20 protein-coding genes are annotated in these 22,193 nt (G+C 45.2%); 5 read left to right on the top strand and 15 right to left on the bottom strand.

Annotated features, from left to right (window positions below; translation table 11 throughout):
• Window positions 1-71: 71 nt before the first annotated feature.
• Window positions 72-2,291, bottom strand: a complete 2,220-nt coding sequence (locus tag KO533_RS05775; protein ID WP_219253240.1) for an EAL domain-containing protein — start codon at window positions 2,289-2,291, stop codon at window positions 72-74.
• Window positions 2,292-2,491: 200 nt separating this feature from the next.
• On the opposite strand from KO533_RS05775, the gene thpR reads away from it, so the two are divergent.
• Entirely contained in the window at window positions 2,492-3,043 is a 552-nt protein-coding gene (gene thpR, locus KO533_RS05770) for an RNA 2',3'-cyclic phosphodiesterase (protein ID WP_219253238.1), read from the top strand.
• A gap of 120 nt (window positions 3,044-3,163) precedes the next feature.
• Here thpR and KO533_RS05765 read toward each other — a convergent pair whose 3' ends face one another.
• Window positions 3,164-3,943 (bottom strand): tetratricopeptide repeat protein, encoded by a 780-nt coding sequence (locus tag KO533_RS05765; RefSeq protein WP_105250260.1) that lies wholly within the window; start codon window positions 3,941-3,943, stop codon window positions 3,164-3,166.
• A 431-nt stretch (window positions 3,944-4,374) separates the two neighbouring features.
• On the opposite strand from KO533_RS05765, the gene crp reads away from it, so the two are divergent.
• The 4 genes from crp (at window position 4,375) to KO533_RS05745 (ending at window position 7,420) form a co-directional block, all read left to right on the top strand.
• Window positions 4,375-5,010: a cAMP-activated global transcriptional regulator CRP gene (crp, locus tag KO533_RS05760; RefSeq protein WP_006080082.1), complete on the top strand. Its 636-nt coding sequence runs from the start codon at window positions 4,375-4,377 to the stop codon at window positions 5,008-5,010.
• 82 nt (window positions 5,011-5,092) lie between these two features.
• Window positions 5,093-5,440 carry a hypothetical protein gene (locus KO533_RS05755; protein WP_219253236.1) on the top strand — a complete coding sequence of 116 codons (348 nt, stop codon included), beginning with the start codon at window positions 5,093-5,095 and terminating at the stop codon, window positions 5,438-5,440.
• On the top strand, window positions 5,421-6,095 hold the full coding sequence (locus KO533_RS05750) for a response regulator transcription factor (protein WP_131523983.1): 675 nt from the start codon (window positions 5,421-5,423) through the stop codon (window positions 6,093-6,095). The genes KO533_RS05755 and KO533_RS05750 overlap by 20 nt, the downstream gene beginning before the upstream one ends.
• Complete coding sequence (locus tag KO533_RS05745; RefSeq protein WP_131523982.1) at window positions 6,092-7,420, top strand: ATP-binding protein; 1,329 nt, start codon at window positions 6,092-6,094, stop codon at window positions 7,418-7,420. The genes KO533_RS05750 and KO533_RS05745 overlap by 4 nt, the downstream gene beginning before the upstream one ends.
• A gap of 102 nt (window positions 7,421-7,522) precedes the next feature.
• Here KO533_RS05745 and KO533_RS05740 read toward each other — a convergent pair whose 3' ends face one another.
• The 13 genes from KO533_RS05740 to petA all read right to left on the bottom strand — a co-directional run bounded on the left by KO533_RS05740 (window position 7,523) and on the right by petA (window position 22,085).
• Window positions 7,523-8,326, bottom strand: coding sequence for a DUF1338 domain-containing protein (locus tag KO533_RS05740; RefSeq protein WP_219253234.1), 804 nt, complete (start codon window positions 8,324-8,326; stop codon window positions 7,523-7,525).
• A 209-nt stretch (window positions 8,327-8,535) separates the two neighbouring features.
• The gene (astD, locus tag KO533_RS05735) at window positions 8,536-9,996 is read right to left on the bottom strand and encodes a succinylglutamate-semialdehyde dehydrogenase (protein ID WP_219253232.1); all 1,461 of its coding nucleotides are present in this window, start codon (window positions 9,994-9,996) and stop codon (window positions 8,536-8,538) included.
• Window positions 9,997-10,005: 9 nt separating this feature from the next.
• Complete coding sequence (gene astA / locus KO533_RS05730; RefSeq protein ID WP_113939140.1) at window positions 10,006-11,025, bottom strand: arginine N-succinyltransferase; 1,020 nt, start codon at window positions 11,023-11,025, stop codon at window positions 10,006-10,008.
• Between the two features lie 127 nt (window positions 11,026-11,152).
• The gene (locus KO533_RS05725; protein ID WP_105250267.1) at window positions 11,153-12,370 is read right to left on the bottom strand and encodes an aspartate aminotransferase family protein; all 1,218 of its coding nucleotides are present in this window, start codon (window positions 12,368-12,370) and stop codon (window positions 11,153-11,155) included.
• Between the two features lie 308 nt (window positions 12,371-12,678).
• A complete protein-coding gene (locus KO533_RS05720; RefSeq protein ID WP_173496275.1) occupies window positions 12,679-13,590 on the bottom strand; it encodes an alpha/beta hydrolase in 912 nt (303 codons plus the stop codon).
• 54 nt (window positions 13,591-13,644) lie between these two features.
• Window positions 13,645-14,790 (bottom strand): HDOD domain-containing protein, encoded by a 1,146-nt coding sequence (locus KO533_RS05715; RefSeq protein WP_173496274.1) that lies wholly within the window; start codon window positions 14,788-14,790, stop codon window positions 13,645-13,647.
• A 205-nt stretch (window positions 14,791-14,995) separates the two neighbouring features.
• Window positions 14,996-17,476, bottom strand: coding sequence for a prolyl oligopeptidase family serine peptidase (locus KO533_RS05710; RefSeq protein ID WP_219253230.1), 2,481 nt, complete (start codon window positions 17,474-17,476; stop codon window positions 14,996-14,998).
• Between the two features lie 179 nt (window positions 17,477-17,655).
• A complete protein-coding gene (locus KO533_RS05705) occupies window positions 17,656-18,240 on the bottom strand; it encodes an aminodeoxychorismate/anthranilate synthase component II (RefSeq protein ID WP_219251055.1) in 585 nt (194 codons plus the stop codon).
• Between the two features lie 179 nt (window positions 18,241-18,419).
• Window positions 18,420-18,857, bottom strand: a complete 438-nt coding sequence (locus KO533_RS05700) for a ClpXP protease specificity-enhancing factor (RefSeq protein WP_105250272.1) — start codon at window positions 18,855-18,857, stop codon at window positions 18,420-18,422.
• Window positions 18,857-19,486, bottom strand: coding sequence for a stringent starvation protein SspA (gene sspA, locus KO533_RS05695; RefSeq protein ID WP_006080065.1), 630 nt, complete (start codon window positions 19,484-19,486; stop codon window positions 18,857-18,859). Before sspA ends, KO533_RS05700 begins: the two co-directional genes overlap by 1 nt.
• Window positions 19,487-19,582: 96 nt before the next feature.
• Window positions 19,583-20,281 carry a cytochrome c1 gene (locus KO533_RS05690; RefSeq protein ID WP_219253228.1) on the bottom strand — a complete coding sequence of 233 codons (699 nt, stop codon included), beginning with the start codon at window positions 20,279-20,281 and terminating at the stop codon, window positions 19,583-19,585.
• On the bottom strand, window positions 20,281-21,495 hold the full coding sequence (locus KO533_RS05685) for a cytochrome bc complex cytochrome b subunit (protein ID WP_105250274.1): 1,215 nt from the start codon (window positions 21,493-21,495) through the stop codon (window positions 20,281-20,283). Before KO533_RS05685 ends, KO533_RS05690 begins: the two co-directional genes overlap by 1 nt.
• Window positions 21,495-22,085, bottom strand: a complete 591-nt coding sequence (gene petA, locus KO533_RS05680; RefSeq protein WP_006080059.1) for a ubiquinol-cytochrome c reductase iron-sulfur subunit — start codon at window positions 22,083-22,085, stop codon at window positions 21,495-21,497. The genes KO533_RS05685 and petA overlap by 1 nt, the downstream gene beginning before the upstream one ends.
• Window positions 22,086-22,193: the final 108 nt, after the last annotated feature.

The following is a 22,193-nucleotide window of genomic DNA, read 5'->3' as shown; positions in this document are numbered from 1 at the left end:
TACCATTTCACAGCAAACATTATCAAGTCAGTGCTGACATAAGTAACAGCTAAAGGCTGCCATGCCCAAGATTACAGCTGTGGATAGGGAGCAAAAATCTCACGCTTTTCGAGCCAAGGTTGACTGAGCCCTGACTGTAGTTCAGCTAAGCGTATCGGTTTATTGATGGCGTAACCTTGAGCATAGTCGACGCCTAAGGCTTGCAATTTCCACCCTATTTCTTGGGATTCGACAAATTCAGCAACCACATCAAACCCCATATCTTGACCAAGTTGGCAGATGGATTTTACGATCGCCTGATCCGCAGAGTCTTCGCAAATATTGACGACAAATTGGCCATCAACCTTTACAAAATCCACATTGAGTCGCTTAAGGTAAGCAAAGCTAGAAAAGCCTGCACCAAAGTCATCGAGGGCTAATTTACAATTGAGCGGACGAAGTATCTCGAGTAACTTTGTGGCTTGATCGAGCTGACTCACAGCCGCGGTTTCTGTGATCTCGATGCAAAGCTTATCCACCAGCTCAGGTTCGGCCATCAAACGCATTTCTAGCCAATTCATAAACTCATGATCGCCCAAAGAGGTTGCCGACAGATTCACAGACACAAGATCCAATTGCTGCCAAATATCTAAATGACTACCACCCCACTTGAGCAAATTATCGATCACCCAAAGATCAACCTTAGAAGCCAAGTTGTATCGCTCGGCAGCGGGTAAGAAGATAGCTGGAGACACTATAGTGCCGTTAGTCTGCACCATACGCAGTAGGATCTCTAAATGTAAGCCAGTTTCCTCGCGGTTTAACGGCACTATGCTTTGAAAATAAAGCTCGAATTGGTTTAACGCGAGTGCGCCGACGATATCAACAGAGGCCATCATCTCGGTGTAGAGACGGTTCATTTTAGGATCGCTCGCACTGTATAAATGCCAGCCATTTCGGCCTTGATCCTTCGCCAATCGACAAGCAGCGTCAGCTTGACTCATGACGGTATAAATATCGGCAGATTTTTTATCTAGTCTAGCAATCCCCATACTGACACTGACATTGTGACTACGACCTTCCCAAATAAACTCATGATTTGCTAACTGGGTACAAATCCGCTTAGCAATCTGTTTCGCAGAGTCCACATTGCAGTAATGCATCAGGATACCAAACTCATCGCCCCCTAAACGGGCAACAATATCGCCTTTACGTACGAGCTGTTTCAAACGTAATGCGACTTGGCAAAGCAGTTTATCGCCCGCCTGGTGGCCACTGATATTGTTAATGACTTGGAATTGGTCTAAATCGAGAAACGCCACGCAAATAGGCATATCGTCGTGGGCATGTAGTAGGTTTTCTAATAGGGCTTCGAAATGTAACCGATTGGGCAATCCTGTGAGCGCATCATAATTGGCATGGAAGGATAACTCATCGGCTAAGCGGTACTTTTCACTGACATCTTCGGCAATCATGACTAAAGTATCTTTATCGCCGCTAATCTGGCTAAAACTCAGTTTTAACCAAGTTAATTGATGAATTGATTTTAAAGGTAATTCACACCAAGCTTGGCCGAGCACGCCTTCTCGTACCACATGTAAGGTATCGGTTAGCATGGCGTGTTCTTCCTCACGCACCATGTCGAATAAATCATAGCCATGTTGAATTGGCAGGGTTTGCAGAGCGACTTTATTCAGCATAGTCAATTGATCATGCTTATCTAACAAGGCGCAGGCTAAGGGCAACTGGTTGAATACTTCACAGTATTTATGTTCACTGGCAAGCATGCTTAAAGCAATACGCGTCAATTCCATCGCAGAGCCAATCATCACAGCGGCGTGATTAAACTCACTTATAAACTCTTCGCTCCATTCACAGCATTCGGAGCAATTTACGGCCCCCAAGGCAATACGGGTTTCGCCAAACACGACTGGCGGCAATACTAATAGACTCTTGACGTCCCAATCCCTTAATAAAGCTCGCTCAGCCTGAGCATCGGCAGGTAAGGTATTCACATCAGCCAGATTTAATAGACGCGGAGTACGGACAAGAGAGCGAAAAAATGGCATTCGTGCCAAGGGCCAGACTCGGGTTTGTTGGCCTTGGGCAAATTGAGGTTTTAAATACAGATTACGCGTGCGTAAACGATCCAGTGACTGGCTTCCGGTTAATACAAATACCCCGTCACAATGCAGTTGCAAAGTAATAGTCTCAAGCGCTCTGTCAACATTCTGCTCTAAGGTTTCTAGCGGGGATTCACTAAAAATACTGACCAAAGCCTGTTGGAGTGGATTAGCTAAACCTACTGACATGAAAAGTCTCTTCCTTACCTAAAAATCCATTTAAGGTATTATCGACGTGCATTAAGTATAGGCTCACAGTGAATTAAACGTCTGCTTGAGTCACAAATTAGCTGATAAATTCAACAGCTAGATTAACGCTCAAATGCGCTTAACGTCAAAGTCTTCGCTGAGATAATCCATATTAAGCCCTCCAAAAGGATGATAAACCGATGCAACAAAGGCTATTCCTCGGCTTCGCTCCCACAGATAGTCAAAGGGTATATCTAAGTGAATTGCAGCAGCAATTGATATGCCATCTTAATCCTGAGGCGAAAGCGGTGAGTGTCAGCAATCTGCATTTAACGCTCTGCTTTATGGGTCAAGCTAACAACGAGCAAAAAATCGCCCTCCTTGATGCGGTTGACCGCTTAGTGAAGCCAAGATTTAGCGTTCGGCTTAACCAGCTCGATATATGGCCCAATGCGCAAGTATGTTGCTTGAAAGGCGATGATATTGAGCCTCCGTTAGCGCAATTCGCTAAACAGACGCAAGAAATTGCTGACCGACTGCAATTGCATCGGAATGAGCACAACTTTTGCCCGCACATCAGTTTATTTAGAAAAGCAAAACAATGGACACTAGATGAGTCGGCTTTATTGCAACTCAAAGGTATGAATACGCTGACGTTAACGCCCGATAATTTGCATTTATACCATTCAAAAAGCACAAGCACGGGTGTCGAATATCACATCCTAGATTCTTGGGCGCTCGGTGAGCCTTAAATCAAAAACAAAAAGCCCGAGTATCCACTCAGGCTTTATTTTTCAATTTATGAATCAATCCATTAATCAATACTAGAATAAAAATAGCAGTTAACTAAGAGAGCTATGATGAAGAAATACCTATTCGAGTAAACGTAAGGTTTCGCGATAGGCACGCTTTTGCTCGTAGGTTTGTAACCGCAGCATAAACTCATCAGTCTTAGTCATTTCAGCATTCATTTTCAACGCTTCGATCGCTTTCTGCTGCGTCGAAATAGCAGCACCAAAATCACCTAACTCCGCATAAGCCGCGGCTAAATTATCAAGATTTGTAGGATCGTTTTCATTCACTTTGAGTAATTTTAAGGACAACTCGACCGCTTTATTGCCATCACGATATTCTGCTTCGGGGCAAGTTGCTAAAATCCACGCCACATTACCCAAAGCAACATCATCACCCACTTGGGAAAATTGCTCGACCGCTTTACCGCAGTTGCGCTGCACACCGTCACCGCCAGACGCATAAATAAAGCCTAAACGGAATTGAGCCCAACGACTGCCCTGCTCACTCAACGCTTTATACCAATGCTCAGCGACTGACAAGTCACGCTTGATCAATTGGCCTTCAAATGACAGATCCGCTAAGGTTTGCTGCGCTTTTTCATGTTGTTGTTCGGCGGCAAGTGAAATCCAGTGCAATCCAGTCGGCACTTCTTGCGACACAAAACGTCCGGAGAGATACATTAATCCCAGCAAAAATTGGGCATCGGCATCACCTTGCTCTGCCGTCACCTGAATATGCACAAACTTACTGGCCGCAAGTTCAGCTGCTGGCTGCGGGATAGAAAATGCGTGCGCCGCAGAGCTCAGCCCTATTGTTAAGCTTAAACCTGCACCTAAAACCCATAATCTGTATTTCACTTGCTTACCTCTCTTAAAAACAACTGCCCTCAAAGTTAGCCAGAATTAACCCCATAAGTCGAGCCTAAATACACACAAACCTCAGGATAATGGGGGAAGCTAAGCCAAATGGAATGTCAAATTTAAAAAGTGAAACATGTTATTGTGTAATTTAGTGGCATATTTTATTCATAATCTATAATAAAACTGCTGAAATAGACTGGTAAGATGTGATTAACTCGACAGAGTTAAGTGAATCCAGCGAGTTTCATATCGATTTAGTTGACTTAAATCACTAAAGTAGCAAAATAAGCTCTAATTTTAGATGGTTAATTGCATTTATTCACTTATTCTAAACTAAGACTTCCATCAAGTTTTTGTGAGTTTAATTGACGTAAAATGCTTATTTAGAATACTCTTACTTTCGTTTTAATCAATCGAGGAACACCAACATGGCTCTGATTGGTAAGCCAAAACCTGATCCAACTTTGGAATGGTTTTTATCACACTGTCACATTCATAAGTACCCTGCAAAGAGCACTCTTATCCATGCTGGTGAAGACTCAGATACCCTTTATTACATAGTAAAAGGTTCTGTAGCGGTATTGATTAAAGATGAAGAAGGTAAGGAGATGATCCTTTCTTATCTGAATCAAGGTGACTTTATCGGTGAACTAGGTTTGTTTGAAGAACAAGCCGAACGTACCGCTTGGGTTCGTGCTAAGCAAGCTTGTGAAATCGCTGAGATTTCATATAAGAAATTCAGACAGTTAATTCAAGTTAACCCTGAAATTCTCATGAAGCTGTCTGCACAAATGGCCTATCGCCTACAAAGTACCAGCCAGAAAGTGGGTAACCTTGCATTCTTAGACGTTGCAGGCCGTATTGCTCAAACTCTATTACATCTGGCTAAACAACCTGATGCTATGACACACCCTGATGGCATGCAGATTAAGATCACTCGTCAAGAGATAGGCCAAATCGTTGGCTGTTCACGGGAAACTGTGGGTCGTATCTTGAAGATGTTAGAAGAACAGAATTTGATCCAAGCTCATGGTAAGACAATCGTGGTATACGGTACCCGTTAAGTTAGTCTTCAGCTTGATTTAAGCCTGCCTTATTAAAGTGGCCTAGAATAAATTCTAGGCCATTTTTTATTGGGGAGCTCAAATGAAACGGCTGTTTTTAATCTGTTTTTTCAGCCTATTCACGCTGATGCATCCAATAATCTTGCATGCCGAACCTATTGAATTAGAACATTATCAAGCCAAGGCGTTAGTTAACTCTGGGCAAATATTGTCCTTAAACGGTACACTCGCCGTAGTGAACCAATTTTGCCAAGGTGAACTAATTGATGCTCATCTCTATCAAGAAGATCATAAATGGCGCTATGATTTGCAAATCAAAGTTCAGCGTGGCCAAATCGTTAATCTCAGTATTGATGCAACTAATGGTCAAGCCGATCAATCAATAGCACTACCGAGCGAATGTCGAAAACATGAAACTGTTACTCGTTGAAGATAACCCAATGCTAGTCACCGAGCTGGAGAAACAACTCAAACTCGCTGGCTATGTAACCGATATTACAGACAAAGCGCTTGAAGCCGATTATCTGATCAAAGAAACCCAATACGATTGCGTAATCTTAGACATAGGTTTGCCCGATGGCAACGGCCTCGAACTGCTCGAAGGCTGGCGAAATCAAGGGATCAGCACTCCAGTCATCATGCTGACGGCCCGCAGCCAATGGCATGAAAAAGTAGAAGGTTTTAATGCTGGCGCCGACGATTACTTAGGTAAACCTTTCCACGCCCAGGAATTATTGGCCCGAATCCAAGCTTTAATCCACCGTGCACATGGTCGTCTAAACACCTCAAGTAAACAATTGAGTTATGGTGGCGTGGTTTTAGATGAAGCAGAGCAAACAGTAAAAGTGGCCGAGCAGCTGTATGAACTCACAGCAATGGAATTTAGGCTGTTAAAAATCTTCCTCATGTCACCTAAGAAGCTGTTATCTAAGACGCAGCTAACCGATAAGCTCTATCAGTTTGACGATGAAAAAGAGAGTAATGTGGTCGAGGTTTATGTCACCCATCTACGCAAGAAACTGGGTAAAACCACGATCGAAACCCGTCGCGGCCAAGGTTACATCTTCCACGGCATTATTGAATGATCTCGATCCGCACTAAGCTCAGTTTATGGTTAACTGGCTTACTCGTGTTAGGTACTGTGATTGGACTGATACTGTTTGAGTCCATGCTACGTCAGGCCTTCCACGACTCTATTATCAATCGCTTAGAAGAAGATCTCGAACATATCATGCTGGCAACCCATATCCACGATGGGGAGATCAGCATAGATCAAAGCCAGCTTTCCAGTTTCTACAAGCCCGCCTATTCAGGCCGTTATTTTCAGCTTAACCTGCCAAATGAAGTGATTCGCTCACGCTCCCTGTGGGATATGCAGTTAGATATCGAGCCACTGGCACCGAATCAAACCCGCGTCTGGCAAGCTAAAGGGCCAAAAAATAACGATATGCAGTTATTATCATTAGGGTTAAATTCCAGCAGTGCCAATGTCAGCGCCACCTTAACCGTTGCGCAAGATTTGAGTATCGGTAGACGTGTGTTTAGCGAAGTTTATGGCACTAAGCTTGGTGTCAATCTGGCGATGTTAGTTGCTATGATCGCGGGGATATTCTTGATCCTACGTCAATCCTTTAAGCCAGTTAAGCACATACAGCATGCACTTTCTCGGCTAAGACAAGGGGAAATTAACGCGCTGGAGCTCAATAATATTCCCCCCGAAGTACAACCATTAGCAAAAACCTATAATGAACTACTTGAGTATACTGCCAAGCAAATTGAACGTAGCCGCAATAACTTAGGTAATTTGAGCCATGGGCTCAAAACGCCACTTGCCGTGATGCAGCAACAGGTTGAAGCTCTTGGCCTCAAAGATCCTGAAACTGCCATTGCCCTGCAGCAGCAACTTGATTCGATTCACAAGATGGTCGAGCGTAAACTGGCTGCCGCGAGGATCACTGGCGACATGCTCCCCGCAGCGCAATTGGTGATCCCTAGGGATTTACATAGCCTAGCCAACACGCTAAATAAGGTTCACCGCAACAAGTCCATTGAATGTGATTTCGAACTCGATCCCAATATTCTCAGACTGCCTATTCACAGGGAAGATGGCATGGAGCTCTTAGGTAACCTGCTAGACAACGCCTTTAAATGGGCCCAGAGCCGAGTCAGCATTCAGCTATCGCGTCAGCAAGAGCGTCTCTGCCTTTGTATCGATGATGATGGTCCAGGGGTTGCTGATGATGAGCTAGATAAGCTCACACAAAGAGGAACAAGGCTTGATGAGTCTGTGATGGGTCACGGTTTAGGATTATCAATAGTGAAAGAAATTGCCGAGCAATACGAGATTGAACTGCAGTTTAATCACAGCACTCGCTTAGGTGGATTGAGGATCGAGCTGACCTTTAGCTAGCCCCGGGTTATGCCAATCGTATTAAATGCCTTGTTTGAAATATCCATAAAAAACGCCATCGAATTGATGGCGTTTTTTTATGCAGAAAGCAATTTGAGGACGTTAGACTTTATTCACATTGGTGCTTTCAAAAATCTTGTCGGCAGACGCCGCCACAAAGCCTGTGTAGAGCTCGCCATTAGCCATAGGATAACGTAGCGCAAACTCATAGAAACAGCTTGGGATTTCCACTGTCGCGTCAGTAAATTCAACACCAATCTTATCAGCCATAGTCGAAGACTGTTCTAACAAGACTTCTGGCGAACCTTTGATCTCGCCACCTGAACTATTAAGTACAAAGCCCGCTTGCTTCAGAGCTTCATTCACTGACTCTAAAGTCTCAAAACCGTCGAGGTGATTGATAGACACTGTGAAATGGTTAGCGCGATAACCAAAAGCCGCTACCCAAGCCGCATACTCGCTCTCAGTTAATAAATCCTGATAGGTTTTAGAATCTAAAGACCAATGACGGCCTGAGTAAATAAAGTTGTCAGCGGTAGTCGCTGCAACATCCACTTGAGCAATTAAGCCTTGAATAGTTTTTTGCAGCGCTGGGCTAAATTCTTCAACCAACAGCTCAGAGATAAACACTTTAGGCTGAGTCGAGTCTGGATGTTCAAAATGCTTAGCGATCAGTTTTTTCTGTTCAAACTTATAATCACCGCAAGGTACATAACCTAGCGAAGTGAAATGCTTAGCCAGTACGTCCAAATTCACCTTAGCGATATTGAAAGTACGCAGGGCAATATGGTCGTTGATGATCGGCTTACCATGACCCAACAACGCGTGCACTTTTGCCGCAGAAGGGGTCATTTGAATATAGTCTTGCCACAGAGCGGCAAATAACGCGTTGATGTCGGTATGCATAAAAACTCCTTTTATTGTGCTGCGGTTATTGCTGTTATTTTGCCGCAAACACTAAATGTAACGACCTAAATGCCACTGTTGCAGCGTCACACATACCCACAGTAGAAACTCAAGTAACGTTACTGCTTGTTATTAAAAAGGAAGAACATTAGTCCTTCCTCCTCTTTCCCACATATTCTTTACCACATAAAAGTCAAATCTCTACCCGCTTACAAGCTCAAACCTGGGCTTAATATCGCGGGTAAACTCACGGCATCAGCCTCGACCGAAGCGACCGGATAAGCACAGTAATCGGCAGCATAGAAAGCACTCGCTCTGTGGTTACCCGAAGCCCCAACACCACCAAAAGGTGCCGCGCCCGATGCGCCAGTGATTTGTTTGTTCCAGTTAACAATGCCAGCACGAATACGCGCAAGGAAATAGTCATAATCTTCTCGGCTATCGGCAAGTAATCCCGCAGACAAGCCGTAACGCGTTTGGTTAGCCAATTTGATCGCTTGATCGAAATCACTGTAACGCACCAGCTGCAGTAGAGGTCCGAAGTATTCTTCATCCGGCAATGCATCGATCGCTGTCACATCGATAAGGCCAGGAGACACTAAGCCTGTACCCGCTTCTAGATGGGTCAACTCGACCAAAGACACACCGCCTAAGTTCAGCAAATTCGCCTGCGCCGCAACCATACCCTTAGCGGCAGTTTCAGAAATCATTGAGCCCATAAAAGGTTGTGGCTGCGCATTCCAAGGACCGACTTTAATCTGTTTAACCGCATCGACTAACATGGCAATCAGCGCATCGCCCTGCTCGCCTTGCTCGACATATAAACGGCGCGCACAAGTACAACGTTGGCCAGATGAAATATAAGCCGACTGCAAAATATCGTGCACTGCGGCCTTAATATCCTGCACACCTTTGATGATCAGTGGGTTATTACCCCCCATCTCAAGTGCTAAAATTTTGCCCGGATGACCGGCATATTGTTGATGTAAAAAATGACCCGTGCGTGAGCTACCGGTAAAGAACAGACCATCGAGCTGTGGGTGTGAAGCCAGCGCTTTACCCGTATCAACCTCACCTTGAACTAAGTTAAGCACGCCAGCTGGCAGACCCGCTTTATCCCATAGGCTAACCATCAGCTCAGCGACTTTAGGCGTGAGCTCTGAAGGTTTGAAAATCACAGTATTCCCAGCCAGCAGTGCAGGGACTATGTGGCCATTCGGCAAATGACCAGGGAAGTTGTAAGGACCGAACACTGCCACAACACCGTGGGGCTTATGGCGGATAACCGCACGTCCTGCTGGCGTATCGTTGGCTTCTGTGCCCGTACGTTTATTGTAAGCCGCAGCCGATAAAGCAATTTTGCCTATCATGGCGCCGACTTCGGTCGCGGTTTCCCACTGAGGTTTACCGGTTTCTTGGGCAATCGTTTCTGCCAGTTCCGCTTTATTGGCTTCGAGTTGGCTGCGATACGCTTCAACTATGGCTAAACGTGCATCGAAACCTAACATAAACCAATCAAACTGTGCGGCGCGCGCGGCATCAACGGCGGCATTAACTTGTTCTGCAGTGGCCGTTTTACCGGTCCAAATAGATTGTGCATTGGCAGGGTTAATTGAGGTCACGTCATGACCTTTGCCAGCATGCCACTGGCCTTGAATATAATGTGTCATTGATTATTCCTACATTGCCAAAATACGGATTTGATCGCCTTTTGCGAGTAGCAAACCCGCGGCCAGCTCAGGGCTAATGATGATATGTTCGGATTTGTCGTCCACGGCCAGTGCAGCAGACGTCGCTCGATAATTGGCTAATTGAGTATTTGAGATAATAAATTGAGTGTCGGCTTCGACCATGTCACCAATATCGACGGTTAATAAACGGCTTTCACGCACGCCGCGAATGTCCGATAAACGACACTCAACCGTTGGACCACCATCAAAAATATCCACGTAACCGCGGCATCGAAAGCCTTCGGCCTGCAGCAGACTTAATGCAGGACGAGTATTGGTATGCACTTCGCCAATCACTTTCTGCGCTTCTTCAGGCAACAGACAAACGTAGACAGGATTTCGTGGCATCATTTCGGCCATAAATGCCTTTTTGCCCAAACCAGAAAGATAATCTGCCTGAATAAAATCAATGCCTAAAAAGTGTTTTTGCAGCCAGCCATAGAAAGGTGAATGACCATCGGCATCGCTCACACCGCGCATTTCGGCAATCACAGTTTCACCAAAACGCTTCGCATGTTGAGCTAAAAACAGAAAGCGACTGCGGGATAACATGCGGCCATTGTTGCCCTTGCGATATGCTTCACGCAAAAACAGCGTACACATCTCAGCAGCGCCAGTGTAGTCATGGCAAAGAGTGAGTGTTTCGACCTCGTTACGAACGTCAATTTGTTCAGAATGATAGACTTCGGTACCGAGTCGATAATGGTAGAACGCATCTTCCATTCCCACCGCCGCTTCGATGGCGCACGTTCCCACCACTTCACGGGTATCGGTATCTTCCAGCACCATTAGATAACCTTCATCGAAGGGAGTCTCTACGGCTTTGACGAATGAGGCTTCTGCTCGAGCAATTTTATGTCTGAGCAGATCCGCATTCACAGGTAATGACGTAAAACCATGACCAGACTCTTCGGCAATTTGATATAAGGCCTCAAAATCACCAGCCTGAATAGGACGTATGATTAACATCTTAGTGTCTCCTCACTTTGGCTTACCGTGCATCAAGGCACCTCTCTTCAAAAAGACAGGCAGTGATGCAGGTAAGTATTCCCTGACAAAAAAGGAGTGCGAATAAATTCAGCACTCCTTTGGTCATTTAGGCGGCAGCTATGCTCGCCACAGCACGTTCAAAACGAGCTAGACCTTCAGCAATATCTGCCTCAGGGATCACCAGAGAAGGAGCAAAACGCACCACGTTAGCACCCGCCATCAGACTCATTAAGCCTTCAGCGACAGAGGCCACCAAAAAGTCGCGTGAACGACCTTGGTATTGTTCATTAAGAACGGCCCCTAAGAGTAAACCTTTACCGCGTACTTCTGAAAAAACATGATATTTTTCATTGATTTTATTCAAACCATCACGCAATAACTGCTCGCGATGTTTTACGCCATCTAACACTTCAGGTGTATTCACTACATCTAACACAGCATTACCGATAGCGCAGGCTAATGGGTTACCACCATAGGTAGAACCGTGAGTGCCCACTTTTAAATGCTCGGCAATCTCAGCCGTTGTCAGCATAGCTGCGATAGGGAAACCACCACCGAGCGCTTTAGCTGTGGTTAAGATGTCAGGCACGATTTCAGTACCCATGTAAGCGTACAGTTCACCAGTACGGCCCACACCCGTTTGGACTTCATCAAAAATCACTAGTGCATTGTGCTTATTAGCCAATTCACGCACGGCTTTTAGGAATGCAGGATCGGCATCGATAATACCGCCCTCGCCTTGCAGCGGCTCAAGCATGATGGCGCAAGTCTTATCGGTTACTGCGGCTTCTAAGGCGGCAACATCGTTAAATGGCAGGTGAGTAATACTCTGCGGCTTAGGACCAAAACCATCGGAATAGGCAGCTTGTCCACCGACACTGACGGTGAAGAATGTACGGCCGTGGAAAGCTTTATCGAACGCTATGATTTCATCTTTCTCAACGCCATGTTTTTCTAAGGCATAACGACGGGCAAGTTTTAATGCGGCTTCGTTGGCTTCGGCGCCAGAGTTGGCAAAATACACTTTGTCGGCAAACGTGCTATTAACTAATTTAGTCGCTAATGCCAAGGCTGGCTCATTCGTCATTACGTTTGATAGATGCCATAATTTTTCACCTTGTGTCTTAAGGGCATTCACAAGGGCTGGATGACAGTGACCTAAGCAATTTACCGCAATACCGCCAGCAAAATCGATAAACTCGTTGCCCTCTTGGTCCCAAACTCGGCTTCCTTCGCCACGAACAGGGATCACGGCAGCAGGCGCATAATTAGGCACCATCACTGCGTCAAACTGGGCACGGTCCAACTTCATATCAACGCTCATTCTTCTTCGTCCTTTGTGTTTGTGTAACGGCGCCTTGCACCGTCAGAGTCCCATAGGTATCTTTATCTAGAGTTAGTGATACTGGGATTGCTTGTGTCTATTAATAACCATTATTAGCGAAAATGTGATCAAAATACCAGTTTTTCACAAACATCAATCCACGCACTTCCACCCAAAGTGCATAAAGATTGCAGTTTAAGAACTATACAAGCGGTTAAGCCCGTGGCTTGCAGCATAATTAGTCAGAAAAAAAGTTATTTACCCCTCATTTTGCTAGCTATTCACTGAATGTGAATAACTACACCATTTTAACGAATCAAATGTGAAAGCACAAAATGGCCAATTTTCGACCTCACTTCAAGGGCTTCGGGCAATAAATTGAACAAAGGAAACACATGGGGCATGTTAGGGTAAAAGCAGCCCGTTATCTCACCACCACAGGCTTTTATTTGGGCGACTAAACGTTCAGAATCCTGTAATAATAACTCCCGCGTACCCGCAATCACTAAGATAGGCGGCAGGTCTGCCAAGTTTCCCTGTAAGGGGGAAACTTTTGCAGACATAGGATCGGCCCCCGCAAGATAAGCGCCACGTAAGCGCAGCAATGCCTCTATGGTAAAGAAGGGATCGTCGGCTGCGAGTATCAACTCAGTATCCCCCGTAAGCGCTAAGTCTAACGCGGGCGATAGCAAGATACAGGCGGTCGGTAAAGGCAGGGCTAAACGTTTTAATTCCAGCAACAAACTCAGTGCTAAATTGCCGCCCGCCGAGTCACCCATGAGGATCAAATTCTCCGTGCCTTTCAGCTCAATTAACCGCCTATAGGCTTCAAGTACATCATCAAATGGCGCGGGGAAAGGATACTCTGGTGCGAGACGATAATCCGGAATATAAGCATCTAATTGACAACGCTGGCAGATATCTGCGACCAGTCTTGCATGGGCATGGGGCGTTTTAAAACAGAAGCCTCCGCCACGGATATAAAACAGATTTCCAAGGCGAGGAGGTTCGTTCAGAAGCACATAATGTAACAAGTTTGAGTGTTGTAAGGGGATGGTAGCGCTGACTAACTTATCCGGCCAAGGGAGCCAACGTCTATCAAGCTCAAGCAACTTTTCACGCACTTGCGCTAAGGGCATTTTTGCCTGTCCACGACTGATGGATGGCCTAGCGACATAGGATAAAATGGTATTTAGTACAGATGCTTGCCAGCTTGGCATATCCATTCCTCTACTTAAACGCCGCAATCATGGCGCTACGTAGCAGACCGAGGATTACAGCAGATCTAACTTCCTATAGTTTTGTGCTTTTAAGCGCAGTACTTCTTGCTCATTTAACTCATAATAATCAAACATTAAGCGCTTTTCTTGGGGATCGATTTGACGCATTTCTTCGAGCAATACCACCTTAGCATAACAGTTTGCCCGCGCGACTAATGCCGACTGAGGCGACAATTCTCGATAGCTTAAGGTTTGGTCTAACTCCTTTAACAACCGAGTTAAGGGACTCGCTTCAAACTTAAGTAACTCTAATAATTGCCAATTAAGTTTAAGACCATGGTTTAACACTTGTTCAAACACGGCCTTAGCAGGAAACTCAGTGGCAATCACCGCATCATACACTTCCTTATCACGGCTGCTACTGGCTTCTCTTATCCAAGATCCCCATGTTTGGTCGAATAAACGGGCACTTAAACTCAATACAACGGATGTGCCTAACTGATTAAGTAAGGCACTACTATAAACCAAGGCTGAGTCAGTATTATGAAGCTGAGCTAAAGCATTTGCCGCTATGCCACTGACTATGCTGTAGCGCCATAATTTACGGGTAGTCCATAACAACTTAGCATTGCCACTAGGAAGCCAATTTCGCAAACAAAAGTAAGGAATAATAGTGCGAAGGTTTTCGATACCGATGTAATTCATCACTAATTTGATATCAGTGACCCGCACATCTGAGCTCTGAGACCGGCGAGCGCGAAAAGATGGGCTGTTGACCATGTTGGTTAAGTCGCGGCACAACCAACTTAAGTTACTGATCAGTGGCCTTAATCGCGTTGCATCGAGATTTTTTGCCAGCAATAATTCCAGCAAGAGGATTTGCGACTCATTGATATCTGACTTAGCCAGAACAGATTCAGGGGACGCGAGTTGATGCTCGATGGCGTTAATGACAGTTTCATGCAACTGGCTCGATACGGCTTCAAACACTTCTTTAGCTTTAATTTGTTTCATCAAACGCACCAAAATGGCTTCGCGTTCAACATCTAACTTATTTGCATCGGCCTCTAATTCAAGGTCGAGTTCATCCAAAAGAGTCGGGCTCGCTTTTTGCTTTCCGAGGATCAATTGTTGATAGAGTCTATGTTCTATCTCTATAATTTTGCCGGGTCTTACACCGCCCGCAACCGAAATCGCCACTATAAATCTTTCCTATATCGCTAATGCCCGAGTGACGTCAACACAATCAAACTCTCAAAATCATTACAATTTCAGCACATACACTTAATCTTAGCAATAATGCAAAGTCGCAGAACGCAAACAAAGAGTTATATCGGATATTTCCTAGTCAGTTACCCAATAAAAAGGCCTCGGCTAGGAGACCTTTAAAAGAAATCGAACTGAATTATTTAAGTTCTTGTTCAAATAACTTATAGATGCGGCGGTATTCATCTAACCAGCTAGAAGGTTGACGGAAACCATGGGGCTCAACAGGATAAATCGCCATTTCAAAGGTTGGTTTTTCCAGTTCAATGAGGCGCTGTACCATACGCACACTGTCTTGGAAGAAAACGTTGTCATCCATTACGCCACTCATGATAAGCAGTGGTTTAGTTAATCCTTGAGCATGCTCAATCGGAGAGCTGCGCTCATAGGCGATAGGATCGACATCAGGCGTATTTAAGATATTAGAGGTATAAGGCGCATTATAATGTGCCCAGTCCGCCACAGGACGCAATGCAGCTCCAGCTTGGAACAAGTCCGGCGCGGTAAACAAAGACATAAAGGTTAAGAATCCACCGTAAGAGCCACCATAAGTACCGACACGCTTAGTATCGACATGGGTATGAGTCGCCATCCACGTTACGCCATCCTTTAAGTCTTCCACTTCTGGATGACCCATATTGCGATAAATAGCGGTGCGCCAATCTCGGCCGTAACCTTTAGAGCCACGGTAATCCATGTCCATCACAACATAACCTTGTTGAGTCAGCAGGTTGTGGAACATAAACTCGCGAAAATAACCGCTAAAACCATAATCGGCATTCTGCAGATAACCTGCGCCGTGATTGAAAATCACCGCAGGATATTTCTCAGCGCGGGACTTATCATAGCCTTGCGGCAGATAAACTCGAGCGTACACATTGCCAGCACCATGATTTGAAGGTACTGCTACCACTTCTGGCGCTTGCCATGGGTAATTTTTGAAGGCATCACTGGTATAAGACGTCAGCTGCTTTAACTCGCCGCCAATGGGTTGAACATAGAGTTCATTAGGCTGTGTGCGGCGTGAGGCATTGAGTAATAGCTGAGTGCCATCGGGGCTTAAGCTGTAATCTAAGTTTCCATCACACTGAGTTAGTTGCTCATTTTTACCAGTGGCAAGATTCACGCGGTGAACATTATAAATACCGGGGTGACTCAGGTTCGCTTTGTAATAGATGTAATTGGCATCCGGTGACAGCGTAATATCACTCACCACAAACTTGCCTTGGGTTAACGCACGCGGCTTTTCGGCTTGAGCTTTAATATAAAGCTGCGAATAACCGGACTCTTCTGACAAGTAATACAAGGTATCCGTATCCGGTAACCAACCGAATTGGTTGTAGTCGTAATTCACCCATGCATCATCATGCAAACGATGTTCGGTAATGAATTTACCCTTAGCTAAATCGACACTGGCGATCCAGCGATCTTTGTTATCGGTGGCTTCTAGCATCAGGGCTAATTTATTTTCCGACTCATGCCATTGAATCGCACTCTGAGTCCAGCCCCAATCCTGCATCAACTGAATTTTACGTGGCGATTTAGTGCTTTGATAAGTTTCGCCTTTCGCTTTAGCATTTTCAGCTTTCACTTTGGCTAGCACATCTTCATCAAAACCAGTAAGGCCCTCGATTGTGATATCGACTTTTTTATGTTGGTTTAAATCAAGCACAACAAAACGTTGCCCTGGTGGCGTATCTTCAGCCACGCGCGCGCGCACTGGCACTGGGTCGATATAACCTTCGCTACCTAAGTAATTAGGCATGATGTCGTGTTCGCTGCTACCTGTGTAATTTTTATCTGTAAGCGCGACTAAAATATAGCGGCCATCGGGTGATAAACTCAGCTCTGACACCACTTCGCTATCGCCTAAATACCAAGTGCTGGCGGCGAGCGTTGGATCGTTTTTTTGTAATTCATCTTGGTACTGCGCTTTAGCTTTAGCATTTTCTTGCTGCAGCGCTACATACTGAATCAATCTGTGCTGTTGTTTCGCAATATAAGACGTCGGCTCTTTTACACCTTCTGGCGCTTTCGCCATTTTAATTTCAGCAAGTTGCTCGACTAAGCCTGAATCTTGATGGATTTGGAAAACATTGTCGCCCTGCCAATAGGCAATATCGCCATTATTGAGATAACGCACACCATCGATGGCGGTGCGCTGGCGAGTCAATTGGCTGATCTTACCCGTGCTTAATTGCTTAACAAAAATGTTGCCTTGATATAGGTAAGCCTTGTGGGACTTAGTGCGATCAAACACACCAAACTGCTGATCTGCGGCATGTAACTTATCGAGAGCTAGCTCGACGGCGCGACTGTCATTGATGCCTTGCTGATAATAGCTACGCAGAGGTGAAGCACTCGCTTGGCGGGCAAACAGCACGCTTTGGCTATCGTCGCTCCAGTAAGCCTCTTTGGCAAAGATCCCCATCCAATCAGGATTTGCCATAATTTGATTAAGCGTAAGCGCCTGTGAAACTTGTGGCGGTTGGGCTAAGGGAACTTGGAATGCTGGCGGAGCTATTACGGGAGTTGCAGTTTCAGTCGATGTCGCTGCGCACCCTGCCAATACGGCAACCGCTAACGCACTAAAACCCAAATTTCGCATTACGCTTCTCATTTATCCTTCCTTTTATTGTTATCGCAATGGCTAAATGACCCAGTCTACTTATCTGCTGGTTTCGCCTATTCGCGTAGTTTTGCGGCAGTTATAGCATAGTTAATCGCTAAACTTGCTTAAAAGAAGGATAAATCTTGTAACAGAAATTGATAGTGTGGAGAGTTTTTAAGGCGAGGAAATTATACGGACACAGCCGGTTGCGCTAAAAAATTGGCTAACAGTTCGAGACCTTGCTCGGTGAGAATTGATTCGGGATGAAATTGCACCCCATAAAGCGGTAAGTCTTGATGGCTCATGGCCATGATTTCTCGGCCGTGAATTGCATCGTCAAACCAAGCATCGAGTACAAAACCTTCAGGCACAGCATCAACCAGTAACGAGTGATAACGTGTCACGGTTAAAGGCTGATTTAATCCCTTAAATAACCGCTGTCCTGTATGCGCAATAACGCTGACCTTGCCGTGCATCACCCGTTCGGCACGCACTACATTGGCACCGAAAACCTGCGCCATCGCTTGATGTCCTAAACAGACACCTAAGATTGGCATTCGCGCAGCAAAATATTCAATCGCCGCAAGGGAGATCCCCGCCTCATTGGGAGTACAAGGTCCTGGAGAAATCACCAAATGACTAGGCGCAAGCACCTCGATGTCGGCTAGGCTAATTTCGTCATTACGCTTAACCACTATCTCTTGCCCTAGCTGCTGAAAATACTGCACTAAGTTAAAGGTGAAAGAGTCGTAATTATCGATCATTAGCAACATACAAGATCCATTGGTCTAAATGGGTAAAGGTAACGCATATCTAACGGATGAATGCGGGCGCAAATGCTATCACACCTTGTACTTAAGGTTTAACCAATTGTGGGGATTAAAATACAGCGACAAAAAAGCCAGTCATTAGACTGGCTTAGTTTTTAAACGACTTGGGCATTTCACCATAGTTATTTAACCACAGTTAAATGACTGCGACGCTTAGGAGGCTCATCTGTCGGTTCAAACGCTTTATCTGTTGTTTCAACAACAGATAAAGATGAATCGACTTCATCGTCCATCAGGTAAGCATCTTCGATATCGAAGACAGTGCCAGCACCATTTTCACGGGCATAAATAGCGACAATCGACGCCATTGGCAACATCACCTGCTGAGGAACACCACCAAAACGCGCATTGAACTCCACACACTCATTGCTAATTTGCAAATTGCCCACTGCGCCAGCAGCGATATTTAACACTATCTGGCCATCCTTCACGTATTGCTGCGGTACTTGAGTGCCTTCAACAAAGGCATCAACCACAACGTGAGGAGTCAATTGGTTGTCCATCAACCAATCATAGTAAGCCCTTAGTAAATAAGGACGATTTGGAGTCAAAGGTTTCATTACATACCCATGCGCATTTCGCGTTCGGCTTCAGTTAAAGAAGCTTTAAACGATTCACGCTCAAAAATACGTGTCATATACGCTTTGATATCTTTAGCTACACGGCTATCTAGCTCAATACCTAATACAGGTAAGCGCCACAACAATGGGCCAAGGTAGCAATCCGCTAGACCAAATTCTTCGCTCATGAAGTAAGGCACTTCACCGAAGATAGGCGCAATTGCGATCAGGCTTTCAGTCAACTCTTTACGAGCCGCTTCAACACGATCACCTTTACGGATACGGTCAACAAGCGAATACCAGTCAGTATCGATGCGATGCATCATCAAACGGCTTTGGCCGCGAGACACCGGATAAACTGGCATCAAAGGCGGATGAGGAAAACGCTCATCCAAATATTCCATGATAATGCGTGATTCGTATAAAACGAGTTCACGGTCTACCAAAGTTGGCACTGAGTTATATGGATTTACTTCGAGCAAATCCTCAGGCATTTCGTTAGGGTCGACCTGTAAAACATCAACAGTAACCCCTTTCTCAGCTAACACGATACGTACTTGATGGCTATACAGATCATCAGCACCTGAAAACAGTGTCATGATAGAGCGTTTGTTGGCAGCAACAGCCATTGATACCCTCCAGAATCGAAATAAAACAAAAGTAAACGAGGGGCAAAGCCCCCCGTTTACACTATGCGGATATTACATTTTACCCGTTATTGGTGCCTAGTGTACATCTTTCCAATACTCTTTCTTCAAGAGGTAGGCCACAATAAAGAATATAAATAGGAATCCGAGTACCCACCAGCCCATAGCTTGACGCTCTAGCTTAACAGGTTCAGCCGAATAAACTAAGAAGCCAGTGATATCACGTACTGCTTGGTCGTATTCTTCCGCATTCAATTTACCGCCAGTCACCACAATAGTGCCATCTTGTTGTTTAACTGGTGTGCCTTGTAACTCTTCGAGTACATGTGGCATACCAACAGATGGGAATACTGTGTTATTCACACCAAATGGGCGACTTGGATCTTTATAGAAGCCTTTCAGATAGGAATAAACCCAATCTTCACCACGCACACGAGCAACTAAAGTTAAGTCTGGCGGTGTAGCACCAAACCATTTAGCAGCATCTTTAGGTGGAATAGCGTTTTGCATCAACTCACCAATTTTAGCATCGGTGAACATATACTTATTACGCATATCATCCGCAGAGATACCGATATCGGTCGCTACACGTTCATAACGTTGATACTGAGTGCTATGGCAACCAGAACAGTAATGTTGGAACAGGTCCACACCACGCTCTAAAGAAGCTTTATCATGCAGATCAACATTGGCATCTTCTAAATGAATTTTATGTCCGCTCGCGGCCATAGCCAACGTCGGCAACAAGGTAACTAATGCAATCAATAATTTTTTCATTAGTGTGTCAACCTCGCTGGAACAGGTTTAGTTTTTTCATTCTTGCTGTATACCCACAGCGCTACAAAGAAACCAAAGTAAGTGAAAGTAAACACCTGTGCAACTATCGTCAGCGTCGGCGTGGCAGGCACTACCCCTAAATAACCCAATACTATGAAAGATATAGCAAATTGAGCAATGTTCAGCTTATGTAGCGTACTACGGTAGCGAACTGACTTCACTTTACAGCGATCTAACCAAGGCAATACGAACAGTACTGCAATCGACAGACCCATCATTATCACGCCACCCAATTTATCAGGCACTGCACGTAAAATGGCGTAAAAAGGAGTGAAGTACCAAACGGGTGCAATGTGTTCAGGAGTCTTCATCGAGTTAGCCGCTTCAAAGTTTGGCTTTTCAAGGAAGTAACCACCGCCTTCAGGAATAAAGAACAACACATAGCAGAACACTATCAGGAAGCCCGCGACGCCCATGATGTCTTTTACAGTGTAATATGGGTGGAATGGAATACCGTCAACTGGCCAGCCATTTTCGTCTTTGTTCTTCTTGATTTCGATACCGTCAGGGTTGTTAGAACCCACTTCATGCAGCGCAATTAAGTGTAAAAACACGAGTACGACTAATACTAACGGCAGTGCAATCACGTGCAGCGCAAAGAAACGGTTCAGCGTTGCGCCAGAGATCACGTAGTCACCACGGATCCATAGGGTTAAGTCGTCACCAATAACTGGAATCGCACCGAACAGAGAGATAATTACCTGCGCACCCCAATATGACATTTGACCCCATGGCAGCAAATAACCCATAAAGGCTTCGGCCATCAACACGAGGAAAATTAACATACCGAACAGCCACAGTAGTTCTCTAGGTTTCTGATATGAACCGTAAATTAAACCACGGAACATGTGCAGATAGATCACAACGAAGAAGGCTGATGCACCCGTTGAGTGCATATAACGCAGCAACCAACCGTATTCAACATCACGCATTATGTATTCAACAGAGGCAAATGCGCCTTCTGCTGTTGGTACATAGTTCATCGTCAACCAGATACCTGTCAGTAATTGGTTAACCAATACCAACATCGCTAGCGAACCGAAAAAATACCAAAAGTTAAAGTTAGTTGGCGTAGCGTATTGGCCCACGTGACGGTTATAAGTCGCCGTCATTGGGATACGCGCATCAATCCAATTAATTAAATTCTTAACCATTACGCCACTCCTTTATCTACACCGATAATCACGGTGCCATCATCAACGTATTGATGTGGAGGGATAACTAGGTTCAATGGAGCAGGTACGCCTTGGAAAACGCGACCAGCCATATCGAACTTAGAGCCATGACATGGACAGAAGAAACCAGAAGTGACACCTTCAACTTGCTCACCAAATGAATCTGGCAAATAAGTAGGTGAACATCCGAGGTGGGTACAAATACCGACAGCAATAAAATACTCTGGCTTAATTGAGCGCAAAGGATTTGTTGCATAATCAGGCTGCTGCATCTCAGCAGAAGCAGGATCTCTTAACTTATCATCATGTGTTGGCAGTTCATTGATCACAGCATCTGTGCGACGGACAACCCATACAGGTTTTCCACGCCACTCAACACGGATCAGCTGACCTGGCTCTACTTTACTGATATTTACTTCGACCGGTGCACCTGCAGCTTTCGCTTTGGCACTCGGATTCCATGACTTGATGAAAGGAACCGCTACAGCGACGGCACCAGCACCACCTACTACGGCGGTTGCGGCTGTCAGGAATCTGCGACGTCCGGTATCGACTGGCGCATTGCTCATCCACTTATCTCCCAGAGGGTGTTGGAATTTTTATATTTCAAAGACTTTCAGCCCTTAGTCATCACTAGGGTCAAAAATCGAAGTTTGAAGCGGGGCTCATTATAGCTA

This window comes from Shewanella sp. NKUCC05_KAH (assembly GCF_019345585.1).
Lineage (GTDB): Bacteria > Pseudomonadota > Gammaproteobacteria > Enterobacterales > Shewanellaceae > Shewanella > Shewanella oncorhynchi.
The sequence above is the reverse complement of the archived record's forward strand: the minus strand, read 5'-3'. Positions and strand labels throughout refer to the sequence as shown.

Excerpts from the sequence above, each read along its gene's own strand:
- KO533_RS05690 (WP_219253228.1), bottom strand. The coding sequence starts at position 20,281 with ATGAAAAAATTATTGATTGCATTAGTTACCTTGTTGCCGACGTTGGCT.
- KO533_RS05725 (WP_105250267.1), bottom strand. The coding sequence starts at position 12,370 with ATGAGCGTTGATATGAAGTTGGACCGTGCCCAGTTTGACGCAGTGATG.
- KO533_RS05720 (WP_173496275.1), bottom strand. The coding sequence starts at position 13,590 with ATGCCAAGCTGGCAAGCATCTGTACTAAATACCATTTTATCCTATGTC.
- thpR (WP_219253238.1), top strand. The coding sequence starts at position 2,492 with ATGCAACAAAGGCTATTCCTCGGCTTCGCTCCCACAGATAGTCAAAGG.
- KO533_RS05755 (WP_219253236.1), top strand. The coding sequence starts at position 5,093 with ATGAAACGGCTGTTTTTAATCTGTTTTTTCAGCCTATTCACGCTGATG.
- KO533_RS05745 (WP_131523982.1), top strand. The coding sequence starts at position 6,092 with ATGATCTCGATCCGCACTAAGCTCAGTTTATGGTTAACTGGCTTACTC.
- astA (WP_113939140.1), bottom strand. The coding sequence starts at position 11,025 with ATGTTAATCATACGTCCTATTCAGGCTGGTGATTTTGAGGCCTTATAT.
- KO533_RS05750 (WP_131523983.1), top strand. The coding sequence starts at position 5,421 with ATGAAACTGTTACTCGTTGAAGATAACCCAATGCTAGTCACCGAGCTG.
- petA (WP_006080059.1), bottom strand. The coding sequence starts at position 22,085 with ATGAGCAATGCGCCAGTCGATACCGGACGTCGCAGATTCCTGACAGCC.
- sspA (WP_006080065.1), bottom strand. The coding sequence starts at position 19,486 with ATGGCTGTTGCTGCCAACAAACGCTCTATCATGACACTGTTTTCAGGT.
- KO533_RS05700 (WP_105250272.1), bottom strand. The coding sequence starts at position 18,857 with ATGAAACCTTTGACTCCAAATCGTCCTTATTTACTAAGGGCTTACTAT.
- crp (WP_006080082.1), top strand. The coding sequence starts at position 4,375 with ATGGCTCTGATTGGTAAGCCAAAACCTGATCCAACTTTGGAATGGTTT.
- KO533_RS05705 (WP_219251055.1), bottom strand. The coding sequence starts at position 18,240 with ATGTTGCTAATGATCGATAATTACGACTCTTTCACCTTTAACTTAGTG.
- KO533_RS05775 (WP_219253240.1), bottom strand. The coding sequence starts at position 2,291 with ATGTCAGTAGGTTTAGCTAATCCACTCCAACAGGCTTTGGTCAGTATT.
- KO533_RS05685 (WP_105250274.1), bottom strand. The coding sequence starts at position 21,495 with ATGGTTAAGAATTTAATTAATTGGATTGATGCGCGTATCCCAATGACG.
- KO533_RS05710 (WP_219253230.1), bottom strand. The coding sequence starts at position 17,476 with ATGAGAAGCGTAATGCGAAATTTGGGTTTTAGTGCGTTAGCGGTTGCC.
- KO533_RS05740 (WP_219253234.1), bottom strand. The coding sequence starts at position 8,326 with ATGCATACCGACATCAACGCGTTATTTGCCGCTCTGTGGCAAGACTAT.
- astD (WP_219253232.1), bottom strand. The coding sequence starts at position 9,996 with ATGACACATTATATTCAAGGCCAGTGGCATGCTGGCAAAGGTCATGAC.